Origin of the sequence: Streptomyces sp. NPDC015032 (genome assembly GCF_043080425.1) — a bacterium.
In the GTDB taxonomy this organism is placed as follows: domain Bacteria; phylum Actinomycetota; class Actinomycetes; order Streptomycetales; family Streptomycetaceae; genus Streptomyces.
The window spans coordinates 1-15,934 of sequence record NZ_JBIBVN010000042.1 but is presented as its reverse complement, the minus strand read 5'-3'; the positions used below and the strand labels follow the sequence as shown (position 1 = coordinate 15,934).

Annotated in this window: 19 protein-coding genes; all 19 read left to right on the top strand. The window is 71.2% G+C overall.

The features are described 5' to 3' along the window. Positions 1 to 91: 91 nt before the first annotated feature. Positions 92 to 682: a WhiB family transcriptional regulator gene (locus ACF08M_RS35185; RefSeq protein WP_392189347.1), complete on the top strand. Its 591-nt coding sequence runs from the start codon at positions 92 to 94 to the stop codon at positions 680 to 682. A 178-nt stretch (positions 683 to 860) separates the two neighbouring features. Then, positions 861 to 1,163, top strand: a complete 303-nt coding sequence (locus ACF08M_RS35180) for a hypothetical protein (protein ID WP_392189346.1) — start codon at positions 861 to 863, stop codon at positions 1,161 to 1,163. Beyond that, the gene (locus ACF08M_RS35175) at positions 1,160 to 1,297 is read left to right on the top strand and encodes a hypothetical protein (protein WP_392189345.1); all 138 of its coding nucleotides are present in this window, start codon (positions 1,160 to 1,162) and stop codon (positions 1,295 to 1,297) included. The genes ACF08M_RS35180 and ACF08M_RS35175 overlap by 4 nt, the downstream gene beginning before the upstream one ends. A 159-nt stretch (positions 1,298 to 1,456) precedes the next feature. After that, positions 1,457 to 1,630: a hypothetical protein gene (locus ACF08M_RS35170; RefSeq protein ID WP_392189344.1), complete on the top strand. Its 174-nt coding sequence runs from the start codon at positions 1,457 to 1,459 to the stop codon at positions 1,628 to 1,630. A gap of 122 nt (positions 1,631 to 1,752) precedes the next feature. Next, a complete protein-coding gene (locus ACF08M_RS35165; protein ID WP_392189343.1) occupies positions 1,753 to 2,421 on the top strand; it encodes a hypothetical protein in 669 nt (222 codons plus the stop codon). 115 nt (positions 2,422 to 2,536) lie between these two features. Next, on the top strand, positions 2,537 to 2,923 hold the full coding sequence (locus ACF08M_RS35160; protein ID WP_392189342.1) for a hypothetical protein: 387 nt from the start codon (positions 2,537 to 2,539) through the stop codon (positions 2,921 to 2,923). Between the two features lie 111 nt (positions 2,924 to 3,034). Further along, complete coding sequence (locus ACF08M_RS35155) at positions 3,035 to 3,391, top strand: hypothetical protein (RefSeq protein WP_392189341.1); 357 nt, start codon at positions 3,035 to 3,037, stop codon at positions 3,389 to 3,391. A gap of 44 nt (positions 3,392 to 3,435) precedes the next feature. After that, complete coding sequence (locus ACF08M_RS35150) at positions 3,436 to 3,972, top strand: hypothetical protein (RefSeq protein WP_392189340.1); 537 nt, start codon at positions 3,436 to 3,438, stop codon at positions 3,970 to 3,972. Between the two features lie 149 nt (positions 3,973 to 4,121). Further along, the gene (locus tag ACF08M_RS35145) at positions 4,122 to 6,287 is read left to right on the top strand and encodes a DUF2637 domain-containing protein (protein ID WP_392189339.1); all 2,166 of its coding nucleotides are present in this window, start codon (positions 4,122 to 4,124) and stop codon (positions 6,285 to 6,287) included. 167 nt (positions 6,288 to 6,454) lie between these two features. Continuing rightward, a complete protein-coding gene (locus ACF08M_RS35140; protein ID WP_392189338.1) occupies positions 6,455 to 6,616 on the top strand; it encodes a hypothetical protein in 162 nt (53 codons plus the stop codon). Positions 6,617 to 6,821: 205 nt separating this feature from the next. Beyond that, positions 6,822 to 7,298 carry a hypothetical protein gene (locus tag ACF08M_RS35135; RefSeq protein WP_392189337.1) on the top strand — a complete coding sequence of 159 codons (477 nt, stop codon included), beginning with the start codon at positions 6,822 to 6,824 and terminating at the stop codon, positions 7,296 to 7,298. Continuing rightward, entirely contained in the window at positions 7,295 to 7,603 is a 309-nt protein-coding gene (locus ACF08M_RS35130; RefSeq protein ID WP_392189336.1) for a hypothetical protein, read from the top strand. The genes ACF08M_RS35135 and ACF08M_RS35130 overlap by 4 nt, the downstream gene beginning before the upstream one ends. Before the next feature lie 130 nt (positions 7,604 to 7,733). Beyond that, the gene (locus ACF08M_RS35125; RefSeq protein ID WP_392189335.1) at positions 7,734 to 9,947 is read left to right on the top strand and encodes an ATP/GTP-binding protein; all 2,214 of its coding nucleotides are present in this window, start codon (positions 7,734 to 7,736) and stop codon (positions 9,945 to 9,947) included. A gap of 16 nt (positions 9,948 to 9,963) precedes the next feature. Further along, on the top strand, positions 9,964 to 10,377 hold the full coding sequence (locus ACF08M_RS35120) for a conjugal transfer protein TraB (protein ID WP_392189334.1): 414 nt from the start codon (positions 9,964 to 9,966) through the stop codon (positions 10,375 to 10,377). A gap of 80 nt (positions 10,378 to 10,457) precedes the next feature. Further along, entirely contained in the window at positions 10,458 to 12,605 is a 2,148-nt protein-coding gene (locus tag ACF08M_RS35115) for a chromosome segregation protein ParM (RefSeq protein ID WP_392189333.1), read from the top strand. 90 nt (positions 12,606 to 12,695) lie between these two features. Continuing rightward, positions 12,696 to 12,884 (top strand): hypothetical protein, encoded by a 189-nt coding sequence (locus tag ACF08M_RS35110; protein WP_392189332.1) that lies wholly within the window; start codon positions 12,696 to 12,698, stop codon positions 12,882 to 12,884. A 357-nt stretch (positions 12,885 to 13,241) separates the two neighbouring features. Then, positions 13,242 to 13,769, top strand: a complete 528-nt coding sequence (locus ACF08M_RS35105; RefSeq protein WP_392189331.1) for a hypothetical protein — start codon at positions 13,242 to 13,244, stop codon at positions 13,767 to 13,769. A 93-nt stretch (positions 13,770 to 13,862) separates the two neighbouring features. Beyond that, positions 13,863 to 14,669: a hypothetical protein gene (locus ACF08M_RS35100; protein ID WP_392189330.1), complete on the top strand. Its 807-nt coding sequence runs from the start codon at positions 13,863 to 13,865 to the stop codon at positions 14,667 to 14,669. Positions 14,670 to 14,763: 94 nt separating this feature from the next. Then, positions 14,764 to 15,837 carry a hypothetical protein gene (locus ACF08M_RS35095; RefSeq protein WP_392189329.1) on the top strand — a complete coding sequence of 358 codons (1,074 nt, stop codon included), beginning with the start codon at positions 14,764 to 14,766 and terminating at the stop codon, positions 15,835 to 15,837. The last annotated feature ends 97 nt before the right edge of the window (positions 15,838 to 15,934 follow it).

The following is a 15,934-nucleotide window of genomic DNA, read 5'->3' as shown; positions in this document are numbered from 1 at the left end:
ACCAGTCAGAACCACCACAGAGCCCCCAGGCACTCCGGCCTGGGGGCTCATCACGCTGCCCGCACACCAGCCCGCCACGGAAGGAATCGTTATGACGCTCAACCGGATTAGCCCCGAGGCCGCCCGTCTCGCTCGCCGCCCCGTGCTCCAGGTCGCCGTCGACGCCGGCGCCCGCTGCGGTGGCCGGAACGCCTTGTTCAACCGCAACGACTGGCTGCCGCCCGCGATTTGGGCGGCGCAGCAGGCGGCCGCCCAGAAGCTGTGTGCAGGTTGCCCTGTCAGGCCGGCCTGCGAGGAGCTCGCGCTGCGCGACGGGGCCGGTGACCGGGCGAGCGACGATCTGGTCCGCGGCGGCCGTACCGGTCAGGAACTGGCGGTCGACCGCGAGATTCGCCAGCCCGGCCGCCTCGCCATCGCCGCCGCGGCCGACTGGCAGCACCTCCTGGAGCTCACCGCCGCAGCCCGCAGCGAGCGGTACACGCTCGCCTACACCACGGACGCCGGACCGGTCACCAAGACAGGCCTGCGGCGCGACGTCGTGGAGCGGATCGGGGCGATGACCATGCGCGCTGCCGACCGGGGCGAGGCCTGGAACATCGCGGTCTACGACGCGGCCGGTGCTGACGTCACCGACGACTTCGACTTCGCATGCGAGGACTACAGCCTGCCGGCCGCAGCCTGACCTGCTCCTGTTCTGCACGTCGTCCCCAGCCCGCCGGTTCGCGGGCTGGTGTCGGCGTGGGGCTACAGGAGACCCCCAACGTGCGCCGCCCCAAACGGGGCGACCCCCGACACGGCGCTGGAACGCCACATGTGCCGGGGGCCAGCACGGATCCTCCGAGCAAGGAGATCTGATCCGCATGAGCATTATGGCAACTCCCCCGCGTGCCGGAGTCATTGGTGACGACATCCGGCGCGAGGACGACAGCAGCGGACACAACGGCAGCGGCTACGAACGCGACGAGACCGACACCAGTTTCCACCGGCTTGTCCGTCGCCTCGTCGTCGACGGTGACGACCGGGCCCGGATGGGCGGCCGCCGCGCCCGCCGGACCTACGCCGACATGGTCCCCGGCGCGTACGACCGCCAGCCCGCCCTGCGCATGACCACCGCCGACATTGTCTTCAAGGCGAGCGAGCAGGTTGGGGGGTACGCCGCATGAGCGCCCTCGAGGACCAGCAGGCGGCCGCGGCCGCGGCCGCCGAGGCCGCGGCCAAGGCGGAGGAAGCCCGCCAGCAGGCCGAAGAAGCCCTGCGGCGACACGCCGAGTCGGTGCTCGGACTCAACGGCAAGTGAGAGTCCGGCACAGCTGACACCTGTGCTTGCGCGGCTCCGGCCCGCGCCGTCCGTGACGCGGGATGGGCCACGACTTCGCGGCCCATCCCGTGCTCCTTTCCCCGGCCGGTTGCCCGCCCGACGGGCAGCCACACCCACCCGTATCCAAAGGAGATCCACATGTTCGGGAAGAAGAAGTCCGACCGGGAATGCGCCGCGATCGCCGTGGCCGCCGCCATGGTCGCCCCGGCCGATGCCGACACCCGGTCCCTGATCAACCAGACCCTCACCGTCGACGAGATGCAGCGCGCGAAGAAGTACATCGAGTCCGGCAAGCCGATCGGTCGCCGCTGACCTGGTCTGCAAGTTGCCTGATCCGCCCGCACCGGCCGCCGCACCCACGGCGGCCCGGTACGGGCGGTGACTGGGAGCCGGACAGCCCGGACAACCCACGGAAATCCATGGAGGCCCCGATCATGATCAGCCTTTACGACGTGCAGCAGACCGCCGAGCAGGCCGCCGCCTACCACCACCTCCACTTCCAGAGCGTGGACAAGACCGAGTACAACACGGTGTTCTTCACCTTCGCCGCGTTCACCGGGTTGGAGAAGGAGCCCGTCCTGCCCCGCGAGGTGCGGACCGATACCCGCCTGACCGACGCCGCCCGCGACCTGCTGGAGGAGGAGTACCGCGAGGCCCACAGCCTCTGGTACGACGCTGGATACGTCCGCGCACTCGCCGCCCTGCGCCCCACCGCCACCCGTGCCTGGAGCGATTCCCTTCAGGCCCGCACGCGCATGGACGAGTCCTTCGCGGCCCTGGCCACCACCGCGGACACCCACTGGCACGCCGCAGTGTCCGCGCTGGTCACCGCGCAAGACCAGGCGCTGGAGGCCGCACGAGCGTGGGACGAGCAGGCCGCCGCCATCGTCGCGGTCAACGAGAAGTTCCTCGGCAACCACATCCCCCGCCACGAGGCGTACGCGCGCGCCGGTCTCGACCCCACCGGCTGGGTCATCGGCTACGCCGGTGACTACCCCGACTACCGCGGAACCCCGCTCGTCAGGCAGACGGCCGCAGCGATCAAGGAGCAGCGCGACCACCTGCAGACGGTTGCCTTGCTCGCCGGCCGCGCCGCTGCCTGACGGCTGCCTGATCCGCCCGCACCAGCCGTCCACCACCGTGGCGGCCGGGTCGGGCGGGTCGGGCGGTGACGGGGAGCCGGACAGTCCGGACCACACGACGAAACAGGAGTTCCCGATGGCCTTCGACATGCGCAAGTTCGGTGAGAGCCGCTGGGTGAAGTCCCACCCGAGCACAGTCTTCACCCACGGCTCGACCGAGCCGATTCTGAGCATCCTCGACGTGCGCGGCTTCGAACTGCACGACCTCTTCCTGATCGGCCTCAACGACAACTGCGGAACGCTTGTGCTGCCCAGCGAGTCCCGGGCCGAGAGCGCGGCGACCGCCCTGGAACCCGCCTACGCCACTGAGGTCCGCCTCTTCGGAACCCGGGATGGCGAAGACGTGTGGGCCACCGACTACACCCGCCGCGCCATGGACGGCACCACCATGTCGTCCTTCATCACCGACCTCACGCTCAAGGACGGCCGCCAGGTCATCAAGGACGGCCGCTGGATCCGCTGATGCGCTGGCCTGCCGACTGCCTCCCCCTGCCCGCGCCGTCTCGTTCGACGGCACGGGCAGGGCGGCGGGGAGCCGGACAGTCCGGACCATCTGACCCGCCAAGGAGTTGCCGTGCGCGACAGCGCCCAGAGCACCACCCCCGCGATCAAGTTCCATCGGGGCCAGTTCGTCCTGTACCGCGACCCGGAAATGTTCTGGACCGGGCAGGCCGGCCACACCTTCGTCTGCCGCGTCGACCGGGTCTGCCTGGGTGACACCTACGACCTGGTGCCGCTGCCGTCGGGCAGCCCGATCTTCTTCGCGAACCCGGAGTACATGCGGCTCCTGCCGTCCGTCGACGCGATGCGCGACATCGACACCGCCCCGCTCAACCCCCACGGCGCGGCCGACGCCATGACCGCAGCCGCCATCGCCTGGCTCACCCAGCAGGACGCGACCACGTCCCGCCGCCCTGAACTTCCCCGCTGACGGGGAGCCGGAAAGCCCGGAAGACCCAGACCGAAAGGAACAACATGTTCGAGCTCAACCGCGGACTGAACCACAACCAGGACCTCGAGGCGACCGGACGGGAGTTCATCCGGGACATCGAGGTATTCGTCGCCGGCACGATCGCGGCCTCCATGCCGTCCAGCACCCCGGCCTCGCTGATCGAGCGCGCCTGGGAACTGACCGACGGCTACACCGACTGGCTGCGCTGGGGCAACAGCGGCATGCCGCTCACCGGCGAACAGATCGCCGCCCACGCGGAGGCCACCACCACCATCCTGCGCACCGCGGGCTGGAACCCCACCTTCACGGCCGGGCGCAGCATCAGCCACGCGATGGCCCATGCAGTGACAACTGACCCCGGCCACCGCTTCAGCACCGACACCCGGGCGGCATTGCGCGAGATTTTCAGCCTGCTCATCCGGGCCCTGACCGGCGCGCCCTACGCCGACTACAGCGACTGGGACCAGCACCCCGCCCGCACGGTCGAGGAAGTCTTCGGGCTGCTCGCGGCTGCCGCGACGTTCGCCCGCACCTACGGCGACCCGGCCCCGGCCGCCTGACCACCAGGCCCCGGCCCAGCACAACGGCCCTCCGAGTCCCCGGCATTCAAGCTGCCGGGGCCTCGGAGGGCCTGGTCGCAACCCTACCCACCGCCGTAGTTCCACGGTGCCCCTTCTGTAGGGAGGCGCCCGGAAGAGAGAGGACACCCGTGGCCCCCAAGACCGCCACCCGCCGCAGGCGCCATCCCGCGGTGAACACGAAGCCCCGCGCCGGGCGCGCCAAGGCCCCTGCGACGCCGGCCTCCATTCCCGCCCAGGCCGCCGCCCCCGAGACCACCGTGCCGGTGGTGCACCCGGAGGCCGACCCGGTCGTGGCTGACGCCGCCGACCGCGCCGCCGACATCCGGGACCTGGCCGCCGATGACGCGGCCCGTATCGTCGCCGACGGCCAGGCGCTCGCCGCCGAACTGCTGGACGGCGCCCGTACGGAGGCCGCCTCGATCACCGAGGCGGTCAACGCTGAGCAGGCGCAGATCATCGCCGACGTGATGAAGGAAGCCGACCGGGTCCGTACGGAGGCCGCCACCACGGCGGCCGCCGACGCCGACCAGGTCCGCGCCTCCGCCGAAGCGACGGCGGAGCAGCTGCTCGCCGACGCGCGCCGTCAGGCCGACACCGTCGCGGCGACCGCGGCCGGTGAGGCCGAGAAGGTCCTTGCCGACGCCAAGGTGACTGTCGAGCAGCTGCTCGCCGACGCGGGCCGCCAGGCGCAGGAGGTCACCGACACGGCGGCCGCGCAGGCGGAGCAGGTTCGCACCGAGGCCGCGCAGGCCACCGCGAAGGTCCTCGCCGACGCGGAGAACGTGCGCACCGAGCTGCTGGCCGGCGCGGAGCGCACCGCGGTTGAGACCCGCACCCGGGCCACCACCGACGCCGAACAGGTGCTGGAGCGGGCGCGGGGCGAGGCCGACCGGCTGCGCGAGAGCGCGGACGGCCAGGCCGTGCAGGTCCGGGCCGGGGCCGAGAAGGTGGCCGCCGGCCTTCGTGCCGACGCCGACCGCGCCCTGGCCGACGCACGTACCTCCGTTGAGGAGCTGCGGGCAGCCGCCGACAGGGACGTTGCCCGGCTGCGCGAGCAGGCCGAGACGGACGCGGAGACGGCCCGGGAGGCAGCGGCGAAGACCACGGCCGACCAGGCCGCCGCCGCCCAGGCCCTGGCCGAAGCGGACCGGGTCCTGGAAGCGGCGACGCAGCGCACCGTCCGGCGGGCGCGGCGCCGGGAGATCCGGACCGAGTTGCGCGCCAAGCGGCGCAAGGCCCGCGATGACGCCCGGCCCGCCGGCGGGGTGCCGCCGCTGTCCGGCCAGGAGCTGGTGCTGGTCGTCGGGATCGTCCTGGCGGCCGCGACGGTCTCCACCCTCGGGCTGCTCTCCTCCTACACCGCGCTGGAGACCAAGGCCGCGACGTGGGGCTGGGACTGGCCGTGGCTGCTCCCCGTCGGCATCGACGTCGCCATCCCGGCGTTCACCGGCGCCAACCTCATCCTCATCCGGATGGGCATGGAGCTCCGCTGGATCCGCTGGGTGCCCCGCGCGCTGACAGCGGTGACGGTCTACCTGAACTGGCAGGCGTCGCACACCGCCGGCGGCCGCATCGGGCACGCAGCCCTCACGCTGCTCTGGGTGATCTTCTCCGAGATCGCCTCGCACGTGTACGGCACGCGGATCGGCGCCGTCACCGGCAAGAAGCGCATGGAGACGGTGCGCCGCAGCCGCTGGATCCTCGCCCCGATCCCGACTGCCCGGCTTCGCCGCCGGATGATCCTGTGGGAGATCACCTCCTACGAGGAGGCGCTCACCCGCCTCCAGGAGCAGACGTACCTGCGAGCGCAGCTCAAGGAAGAGTTCGGTTGGCTGTGGCGCTGGAAGGCTCCGCTGGACAAGCGGATGACGCTCAAGCTCGGTGAGGCGCCCGCCGCGCTCGCCGACACGCTCACCCCTGAGGACGCGCTCACCGTCGAACGGGTGGAGGAGAGCGAGCACGCTCGCCCGGACATGAGCGCGCTCGCCTCTGAGGAGACGCGCGGTGAGCGTGAGCGCCCGGCGCTCACCTCCGGCGCTCACGAGGGCGAGCGCGACACGGAGGACGACGACGCTCACCGAGCGGAGAGCGCTCGTACGCGCAGCGAGAGTGACGCGCTCACCGAGCGCCGCCACGCTCGCATCCGTCTCCTCTACACCGAGCTCGGGCGCCGCCCCGAGTGGAAGGAGATCCGCGACGCGCTCACCGACGCGGGTCTGTCCGACACCCCGGTCTCCCGCCCGACCGCCCAGCGCCTGCGCGCTCAGGTCGAAGAGGCCACACCGGGCGCATAGGTGAGCGCCTGGTGAGCGCGAGGCGCTCACCACCTGACGCTCACGGTCGCCACCGGCCCGCGCTCGCACCCCGAGCGCGGACCGGTGTGTGAGCGCGAGCGTCAGGCCGCTCGCCCGCCCCTTCCCGAGCAATGACGGAACGTCCATTGAGTTGAGAGGAACTCGACATGAGCAATCTGGAGTACGCGATCGGCGTGATCCTCAGCCTGATCGCCCTCGCCACGATGCTGGCCACGCCGTTCCTGCTGGCCCACTCCCGCAGCCTGTACGACCACGGGTCGGGCTGCTGGTGGTGCCACCCCCGTCTGTTGCCGCGAAAGCGGCGCTGACCTGCTGGCCATGGTCGCCACCGGCCCCGCTCACACCCGAGCGCGGACCGGTGGCGGCCACGGCCAGCAGGCCGCTCGCCCGCACCGCGCCCCGAGCGGGGACAGCGGGCCAGGTACGAATCGAGTACCACCCCACCCCGCGCAACAGCCTCGGGGACCAAGGACTTCTCTCCTGCCCCAACCCCGAGACCTGGAGGTCTTCCGCATGCACAGCAACGACCCGAATCACGCACCCCTGCGCGATGTGGCGCAGAACCCGGAGGCGACCGCCCGGTACCTGGCGGATGTTCAGCGGGTCCTGCTGGACATCGGCAGGAACCTGGAGGCCCTGGCCCTGGAGACCCGCGTCCACTGCCGCGACACCCACGTCGAGGGCGACCGCTGGTTCGACGCCTGGATGCGCGCCCAGCCCGTGGAACGGGCCCTCAAGGACGTCCTCAAGCACGTCGAGGGTGTCACCAAGGGCCTGGAAAAGAGCGCATTCAAGCGCCGGGCTCACGACGAGGCGGTTGCGAATACGGCCACGAAAAGGAAGGAAAAGGAGCTGGAAAAGAGGCGGAAGAATGCACCGCCGCTCCAGGCTGCTCCGCAGAGTCCGCCGCAGCAGGGTGGACAGGGTCAGAATTCCGGGTATGGTGGTCCCACGTCGATTTACGACCTGGGTGACAGGGAGTCGGCGTGAACCGCCCCCTCAGTAGCGCTGAACGCTCCGCAGAGCAGCGTCAGAACTGGCTGAAGGAAGAGGCGAGGAAAGCCCGCGAATCTCGCGGCGAGGCGGGGCAGATGGAATTCTGGCTCCGCCTGGCACGATCCCGAATGGCCAAGGACGTCAAGGCGAACAGGCCGGGCGTCTACTCCGGATTCGCGTTGGTCTGCCGCCTGTTCATCGCGGCGCTGGACCAGCGGGTGGAGGGCGACGAGCGGATCTGGAACGACCTGCTGCAGTACGCGGAGCAGGTCGTGACCAAGCACCCGCCGCGCAGCTGAGCACCCACCAATGAAGGCCCCGCTGCACTCCGGCGGGGCCTTCGTCTCGCGTAATGCGTGCACACGTGCACGTGCACACGCGTGCACACGAGACCCCACCCGCTGTCAACCCCCTGGAAGGAGGTGCTCCGTGTCCGACGTGGATGACCCGAACGGGATCCTGGTCCGCGGCCCCTGGCGCGGCGAGTCCTCATACGTGCCGCCGCCGATCGCGGATTACGGCGACACCATTCCGCCGCCGGAGGACATTCCTGCCGCGCCCCCGGAGTCGCCGGAAGAGACGACGATGCAGTTGCCGATGACTCCGGCCGCGCCGGACCCGGCAACGGCATTGCGTTCCGAGGGAATTTCCCCGCCGGAAATTGGAGAAGATGACGGTGAATACGAGGAAGGCGAATACGTCCAGCCTCGTTCTCTTGCCGACCGTCTCGGTGACTGGCTGGAACTGCGCTTGGAAATGGCGCGGTACAACCACGAAAGCGAAGCGCCTTTCCGTGAGGCTGAAATAGCACGGAAGGCTGCACTGCTGGAGGGTCGCACCGCGCAGGAAGTCGCGATGATGGAGCAGAACGGAAAGCTCCACACCGCGATGATGAAGGCGAAGGGCGACAAGGCGGCGGCCCGCGGAAAGGCGGATGCCGACCGCATGAAGTCCTCCAGCTCCGGGCTGGGAGCGGACAAGGGCCGCTCGAAGGCGAGCGGCGGCGGGTCCACGCGCGGCGGCGGCGGAGGCGGACCCCGCAACAGTTCGGGGCCCGGCTCGAAGGGGTCCGGCTCGAAGGGGCCGGGCTCGCGCGGTTCCAACTCCGGCGGGACCGCCGGGCGTTCGGGGTCCGGGGCGGTCGGCGGCGGCAAGGGCGGCGGCAAGGGCCCTGACCGGTCCTCTGGCCACCGTTCAGGCGGCGCCGGTCGCTCCGGGCCGGGAGGGGGCTCGAAGGGCTCCCACAGCGGCCCTGGCGGCTCCGGCAAGGGCAACAGCTCGAAGGGCGACGGCGGCGGCCGGGCGCAGCACGGCCAGGCGTCCAACGCCCGTGCCGAGCGGGCCCGCGGCCGCGCCGATCGCGCTGCGACCCGCCAGGCCGGACGGCAGGAGCGGCGCAGCGCCGGACACAGCGCCGGCATCGCCGACCGGAGCAAGAACCGCGACCAGGCCCGCGCCAACCGGCAGCAGGAATGGCAGGACCGCCGGGCGAAGAAGGCGGAGCGGGAGGCGGCACGGAAGGCGAAGCGGGAAGCCGCGACGTCGGCCGACACGGGCCGCACCACCTTGGGCCAGGCCGTCGGCGAGGAAGCCCAGCGCCGCTTCGACAAGCGCCGCGCCGAAGCGAAGGCCGCCGCCGACGCGAAGGACGCCAAGACGGCCGCCACGGAGAAGGTGAACCTGACCAAGGACAAGGACGCCAAGGGAAAGGGCACCGACGGCAAGGACGACAAGGCCGCCAAGGAAGCCCCTGACGGGGCCTCCAGTGCCGGGAAGGACACCCCGACGGCCGATGAGTCCAGCAAGGACGACAAGGCCGCTGACGGGGCGTCTGGCGGCTCGAAGAAGCGCCGCCGGTTCCGCCGTCGCGCCGGCGGTTCGGGCCGGGCCGGACGACGGGGCCGCACCCGCCGCACGAGGCGCGGCGCCGGGCGGGCCGGACGTACGGGTCGCACCGGTCGGCGCGGCCGGTCCGGGGACTCCTCGGACGGCCGGTTCGGACCGGAGCCCACCCCGACGGTGGAGTGGCCCGATCACCCCACCCGCCCGCCGCGCCCCGACAGCAAGGCCGCCAGCGACGACATCGTCGACGCGGACATCGTCCCCGACGGCCCGGCCGCGATGACGACCGGCGTCAAGGGCCTGCCGCCCGCCCCGGAGAAACACACCGCACGGCCCGGCACCAGCCGGCCCACCAGCACGGAAGGGAGCAGCGTGAGCAGCGCATCGGTCAGCAAGCCGTCCGGACAGGGCGGGTTGGCCGCCCAGCACCGTACGGACATCACGTTCGACGAGTACCTGGTGACGATGGCGAACATCGCCATCGCGGCCGCGTCGCACCAGGAACGGGCCGAAGCCCTCGCGGAGACACTCGGCAAGATCGCCGACGCCCTGCGGGACATGGCCGCCGACCTGGTCGACGACCACAACATCGACACCCGCGTCACCGACAAGATCGCCGACCTGGCCGACTCCGCGGGCCGCATGAAACTCCAGGCCCGACGCTGCGCGGCGGACTGCGGTCTCGCCAAGGAGGCCGCCAGGCTCGCGGCCACCCAAGTCGCCCGCGTCTACGGCGAGGACATGGCTGCCAAGGAAGACGTAGGCCTGCAGTACACCTCCGCGGCCGCCCACCACGACTGATCCGGAGAAACCGCTCATGAGTGATCTCGTACGACAGGGCAGCAGGGCGCCCGTCCCGGCCAGCGGCGAAAACCGCTACAAGGCCGTCCAGGCCAAACTCCGCAAGTTCGGCAGAGCGCTGGATTCCCTCGCCGACGACCTGGAGGCGCTGCGCCGGGACATGAGGGTCAACGCCGCACGGGCCAGGGGCACCGCCATCGCCATCGACAACGCGGACCTGGACTCGAAGTTCGTCGTTCTGACCGACCAGGTCGCCGACGCGCTGGGCGCCGCCGCCAACTCGGTCAAGGACCTCGGGGACAGCGCCCGCGAGGTCGCCACCGAGACGTACCAGGCCAAGCGACTCCACGCCAAGCTCTACCAGACGCTGGACGACATCCGGTCCAACCGGTCGGAGAAGACACCCAAGCCGGCCTTCTTCACCCGCTGACCCCCTCACCCCTCCCCCTGCCACGGGCGGCCCCGCACCAGCGGGGCCGCCCGTGCCCGCTTCCGAATGGAGTGACACCGGTGTCCACGCCGCGCAGTGTCGTGCTCGAACGTCTCGCCTACACCCTCGCCGCGCCCGTGCTGGCCGTGGCCCCCAACGTCTACCCCGACAGCCCCGTCAACCAGATCGTGCAACTGGCCGGCGCCGCCGGGATCGGCGGCTGGATCCTGGCCGCCAAGAGCGACGATGAGCACGGCGCCGGGCGCAAGATCCTGCGCTGGAGTCCGCTGGTCCTGGCCGCCGCCATCGACGTCACCGCCAAGACCACCACGGGCTGGGGCCCGTGGTGGATGGACGGGCTGCTCGCCGCCGGATGGGCGGCGGCCGGCTACCTGGTGATGCCGTTCTCCCGGCACGCCCGCCGCCGCCACCGCCCCGCCCTCGCCGCTCCGGCCGCGCAGATGGTGCCCGCCGAAGCCCCGGAGCCCGCTGCGGTGCCGGACGACGGAGCCGACCTGGTGACCCGCGACGCGCGGATGCTGTGGGAGCGCGCGGGGATGCCCGCCCGCACCCACATCGTCAGCGCCACCCGGCACCCTGCGATGCGCAACGACTGCACGCTCCTGCTGCGCGCCTCGGAGACCGGACGGCCCATCACCGGCCTTACCGAGGCCGCCGTCGCCGCCGCGTTCTTCATCGACGAGAGCGATGTGTCCCTCTCCCCGGTGGCGATCCAGCCCGGACGGCAGGGTGGGCCTGGCTGGATGGAGGCCCACCTCACCCCCGACGCCAACCAGCGCCGCCGCAAGGCCCCCACCGACCAGGAGCGCTGGACGGACAAGGTCGGCTCGCCCAAGGGCGGCGCCCCCGGCTCCGAGCTGGTCCACAAGACCCGCGACGCCGTACGCGGGGTCACCTTCTACCGGGCGAAGATGGCCGACGCCACGACCTCCCCGCGCATCGACCTGGCGAAGGTCTGCCGCGGCCTGTCCCTGCCCGAGGACGACTCCTGCGTGTTCGTCCTGATCGACGGCACCGAGTTCCTCATCAGCGCCTTCGACAAGCCCCCGCTGTCCGCGATCTTCCCCGCCACCCGCGAACTGCTCACCCCGGACGCCAAGGGCATGTACGTGTGCGGGTTCACCATCACCGGCCAGCCGGTGAAGAACATGGTGTTCCAGTACGACAAGAACGCCGCGGCCCACGGCCTGATCCTCGGGGTGTCCCGGTCGGGCAAGACCCAGTTCTTCGCGATCAACATGGCCGCCCAGTCCCTGGACGGCCAGGTGGTGTGGCTCTCCACCGTCCGCAAGGACGAGAAGACCACCGTCCTCGGCCGGTACATCGACCGGCAGGGCTCCAACGCACTGTGGATGGCCCGCTCCCTGCGCGCGGCGAAGGCCCTGTGCGAGATCAGGGCGGACATGCCCTGGCCGCACGACGGCCAGCCGCACGACTACAAGCCCGGCGACCCGCGCTGCCCCTACCGGCAGCTGAACGTGTACGCGGACGAGTTCATGACCGCGGCCCAGGACGGGGACTTCGGGGAGTTCATCCAGAAAGACGGGGACGATCTCACGGTCACCGGCCTGAAGTACGGGATCGGCTTCAACCCGGCCGGTCAGTCGCCGTTCGCGCACAACGGGTTCTCCACCGAGATGAAGGACAACCTGCGGCAGAACAGCCGGCCGACCATCTTCAACATGGGCAGCCCCGGCGCCACCCGCAAGGCGGCGGAGGGCACGATGGAGAACGCCTACGACGTGCCGACCATCCCGGCCCGCTACTCCCGCAACGAAGGCTCCGCGATCGAGCGGGCCATGAAGGGCGAGGCCGACCCCGAGAACGGCGTCTCCACCGGCGGCGTCGCAGTCATAGTCCTCGACAACGGCCGCGCGGTCCTCATGCGCTCGCTCTACGCGGACTTCGACACCGACCTCGCCGACCTGTTCCCCGACGAGGTCAACCGCCTCACCGACCACGAGGTCAGCGAGCTGACCAAGCGCGGCCTGTGGTTCGACTGGAACGAGCCCGTGCGTCCCGGCGAGTTCTGGCCCGAGCCCAAGGACGACGACGGCGACGACGACGGCAGCTCCCGCCGTCGCGGCGGCGGTGGCGGCAAGGGCGGTGGCGGCAAGCGCGGGCCGAAGTCCGGCAGCAGCCGCGAGGCCCAGATCACCTCGCCCCGCCAGGCGCTGGAGGCCATCAAGAGCCTCAACAACGTCTGACTCTCTCGCTTCCCAACCCCGTCACCGGTGGGGGCCGGCCTGCCCGAGCACGGCCGGCCCCCACCCGACCTCATCAAGGAGGACCCCGCCGTGGCCCTGTCCATCTCCGCCGCCGTGCTGCTGGGCATCATCGTGTTCGTCCTGCTCAAGGGCGGCCACGTCCGCTTCGGCTCCATGCTGGCCTGCAGCCTGTTCGGCTTCACCCTCGCCACCACCGGCCTCGCCCCAGCGATCAACACCGGCATCGCCTCGATCGCCGGAGTGCTCTCCAGCCTGTAAATCAGTCCGCGGGCGTCCACGGGCTGTACGGAGTCGTGCTAGTACCCCCGCAGGCCCAGCAGTCGAACTCCTCGGGATCCTCGAACCGATTCCCCCAGAACCCCGCCCGGGCGCAGAACACCACGCATTCCTCGCCACACCAGCCACACACGAATACGAAGTCCATCCTGGCCTCTCCCCTGTCCGGCCTGTATCCGCACAGGCTGCCCGCCCTGCGCGCCTGACGGCAACAGAGCCACCAGGCAGGCGAGTTACACACAGCCCCGGCCACCCACGTCACCCCTCCGCGCCCGTCAACCGGCGCCACTGACATCCCCCTTCGGTGGCGCCCGCTGACGGGTCCTGCCTGGAGCCCCGATGCCTCACACCACGCTCTCCCCCACCCCAACCACTACGCCACCGGCCCTGTCCCTCGAGGAACGCCTGGCGTTCACCAACACGGCGATGACCCTCCGGCTGGAGGAAGCGGCCGTCGCCCACGAGGTCAACACCGCCCACATCCCCACCACACCCGTCGACCTGAACAACCTGATCTCCCTTCCCCTCACCCCGACCCTCCAGCCCCCAGCCCCCTCCCCCACACCCGTAACAGCTCTGCTCCAACGAGCGCACCAGCGCATCCTCACCAACGGATGGTGCGCCGGAACCTTCCAGAACGAGGACGGCGCCCTCTGCCTGTTCGGCGCGGTCCGCACCGAGGCCAACCACGACCTGCGCCTGGAGATGAACGCCATGGCGGTGCTGCTGGACGCGATCCGTAACCAGTTCGGAGACCGCTTCGAATCCGTCCCCTCCTTCAACGACTCCTTCCGCGGAACTGACGGACACGTCCCCGTGCGGATGCTCGGCCAGGCCGCAGACCTCGCCGGCGCCCGCGGCATCTGATCCGGACCACCTGCCTCGCACCCGAACCACCACACGGTCGGGTGCGGGCCAGGCCGCCCGGCCGTCACCAACCAAACAGGAAGCAGCATCACCGTGGCTGACCACAGCGACCGCACCCCGAACATCCCCGGCCAGCGCCAGGAGCGCCCGGCTCACCACCACGACCAGGACCAGGACCTCAACGTCCCGCCCCCGCCCGCGCTTGAGGAGAAGCGGCCGCAGCTCGCCGCTGTCCGCGAATGGTGGGACCACGCGTGGGAGACAGGCGGGTTCCTCCACGACCACTGGGAGGACCTGCGCCGAGCCCCCGCGCTCGGCTGGCACGGCATGGCGAACTGGGTGAAGGCAGCACTCGGACTCGCCGGAATCTGCGCGGCCATCATCCTGCTCGACGGTGCGACCGACGCCCTGGCCGACAGGACGCACCGCCTCCTGACCGTCGTACCGCGCGTCCAGGTTGGCGCCGACACTTCCAACAGCGTGTTCGCCGTGGTCGACCAGCCGATCCGCTCCTACATCGCCGCCCACTCCGCCTCGCTCCCGATCAGCGCCTCCACTGTCTACACCGTCTGGCAACTGGTCGGCCTCTTCGGACTTGTCGGCGGCTTCCTCCGCAGCAGCGGCGCCCGCCTCACCTGGACCGCGTGGGGCACCGCCAGCATCGCCATGGTCTACAGCACCACGCCCGCCGACGGCCGCACCATCACCACCGGGCTCGCCGTCCTCGCATGGACCGCCGCCTCCGCAGTCGCGCTGCGCGGACTGACCCTGCGCCCCTCGCTGTTCATCCACAACGCGGCCCCCGCCATCGAGATCCGCCCCCAGGTCCACGTCCCCACCCCGGCCGCCCCGCCCGCCGAAGACGCCCCGGACAACGTGCACCCGCTCCAAAAGCGCTGACCCGCCGCCCTGCCTGGCTCTCGCCCGCCCCGTGCGGGCGAGGGCCGGACAGGCCGACCGGCCTGCATGACCACTTCCCGCCAAGGAGTCCTTCGTGTCCGTCACCATCAACGCGCACCAGCTCGGCCGGCTCATCTCCCGGACCGTCGACCACGTCGACGACGACGACCGGACGCCCGCCCTGCACGGCATCCGCCTGGAGGCCGACGCCACGTTCCTGTACGCGGCCGCGACCGACCGGTACACCATCGCCGCCGCCCGCTACCGCCACCACAGCCCGGGCAACGAGCACCAAGACGACACCGACACCAACGCGATTGTCCCGTTCGCGCGCACTCTGCCCACCGCCGCCCTGCCCGCCCTGCGCGAGTGGATCAACACCGTGCCCTCCCACGACCCGGTCACCGTGGCACCGGACGGCGACCGGCTCCGGTTCACCAGCACCAGCGGCGAGATCAACATCGCAGTCAACCCCGACGCCGAGTTCATCGACTGGCGCGGACTGCTGCGCGGCATCAGCGAGCAGACCCCCGAAACCGGCGCCGACACCGCGCCGGTGTTCCCGGCGCTCGACACCCAGCTGCAAGCCCGGTGGAAGAACGCCGACACCGTGGTCCGCGTCCGCACCACCGGCGACCGGCAGCCGCTGCTCGTGGCCGGTGAGGACTTCCTCGGCGCCCAGATGCCCTGCCGCGCCCGCCACGACAGCGACACCCTGATCACCCTCGACGACGTCCGCGCGGCCTGGCACGACACCCTCACGACCAGCCCGGCAATCACCCCGAACGCCGCTCTCCCCACCCCGCCCCGGTCCCACCACGAAGCGCCCGGCACCGTTGGCGACGCCACCGAGGAACTCCTCAAGCAGGTACTCCGCTCCACGCAGCACATGATCGAGGCGGAACGCGCCGACGAACTGTTCGCCGCGCACGCCACCGCAGGAGTCATGGCCTGGGCCGCCTACCGCTACCTCGACGCCCTGCGCACTGCCGACCCGCACCTCGCCGCCGCCGTGGTCGCCGAAACCGCCGAACAGCTCGACGACGGCGCGATCGGCGAATGGGCCTGGGACGCCGCCGAGGCCGCAGGCCACGACCCGCAGAAGTGGTGCGACGAGGACAAGGCCTGCCGCGCGAAGCACACCACCGCCACGCCCACCCCGGCCTGACAGCCGCCTGACAGTGAGGATGTACGTGAGCGTTCCCCGGCGAGGTCTGACCCACCGCCTGACTGACTCAGGGTCCTCAACGGGATCTGTCGGCCCT

Bases quoted from the DNA above. Each gene is read 5' to 3' on its own strand.
- ACF08M_RS35185 (WP_392189347.1), top strand. From the start codon at position 92: ATGACGCTCAACCGGATTAGCCCCGAGGCCGCCCGTCTCGCTCGCCGC.
- ACF08M_RS35180 (WP_392189346.1), top strand. From the start codon at position 861: ATGAGCATTATGGCAACTCCCCCGCGTGCCGGAGTCATTGGTGACGAC.
- ACF08M_RS35175 (WP_392189345.1), top strand. From the start codon at position 1,160: ATGAGCGCCCTCGAGGACCAGCAGGCGGCCGCGGCCGCGGCCGCCGAG.
- ACF08M_RS35170 (WP_392189344.1), top strand. From the start codon at position 1,457: ATGTTCGGGAAGAAGAAGTCCGACCGGGAATGCGCCGCGATCGCCGTG.
- ACF08M_RS35165 (WP_392189343.1), top strand. From the start codon at position 1,753: ATGATCAGCCTTTACGACGTGCAGCAGACCGCCGAGCAGGCCGCCGCC.
- ACF08M_RS35160 (WP_392189342.1), top strand. From the start codon at position 2,537: ATGGCCTTCGACATGCGCAAGTTCGGTGAGAGCCGCTGGGTGAAGTCC.
- ACF08M_RS35150 (WP_392189340.1), top strand. From the start codon at position 3,436: ATGTTCGAGCTCAACCGCGGACTGAACCACAACCAGGACCTCGAGGCG.
- ACF08M_RS35140 (WP_392189338.1), top strand. From the start codon at position 6,455: ATGAGCAATCTGGAGTACGCGATCGGCGTGATCCTCAGCCTGATCGCC.
- ACF08M_RS35135 (WP_392189337.1), top strand. From the start codon at position 6,822: ATGCACAGCAACGACCCGAATCACGCACCCCTGCGCGATGTGGCGCAG.
- ACF08M_RS35120 (WP_392189334.1), top strand. From the start codon at position 9,964: ATGAGTGATCTCGTACGACAGGGCAGCAGGGCGCCCGTCCCGGCCAGC.
- ACF08M_RS35105 (WP_392189331.1), top strand. From the start codon at position 13,242: ATGCCTCACACCACGCTCTCCCCCACCCCAACCACTACGCCACCGGCC.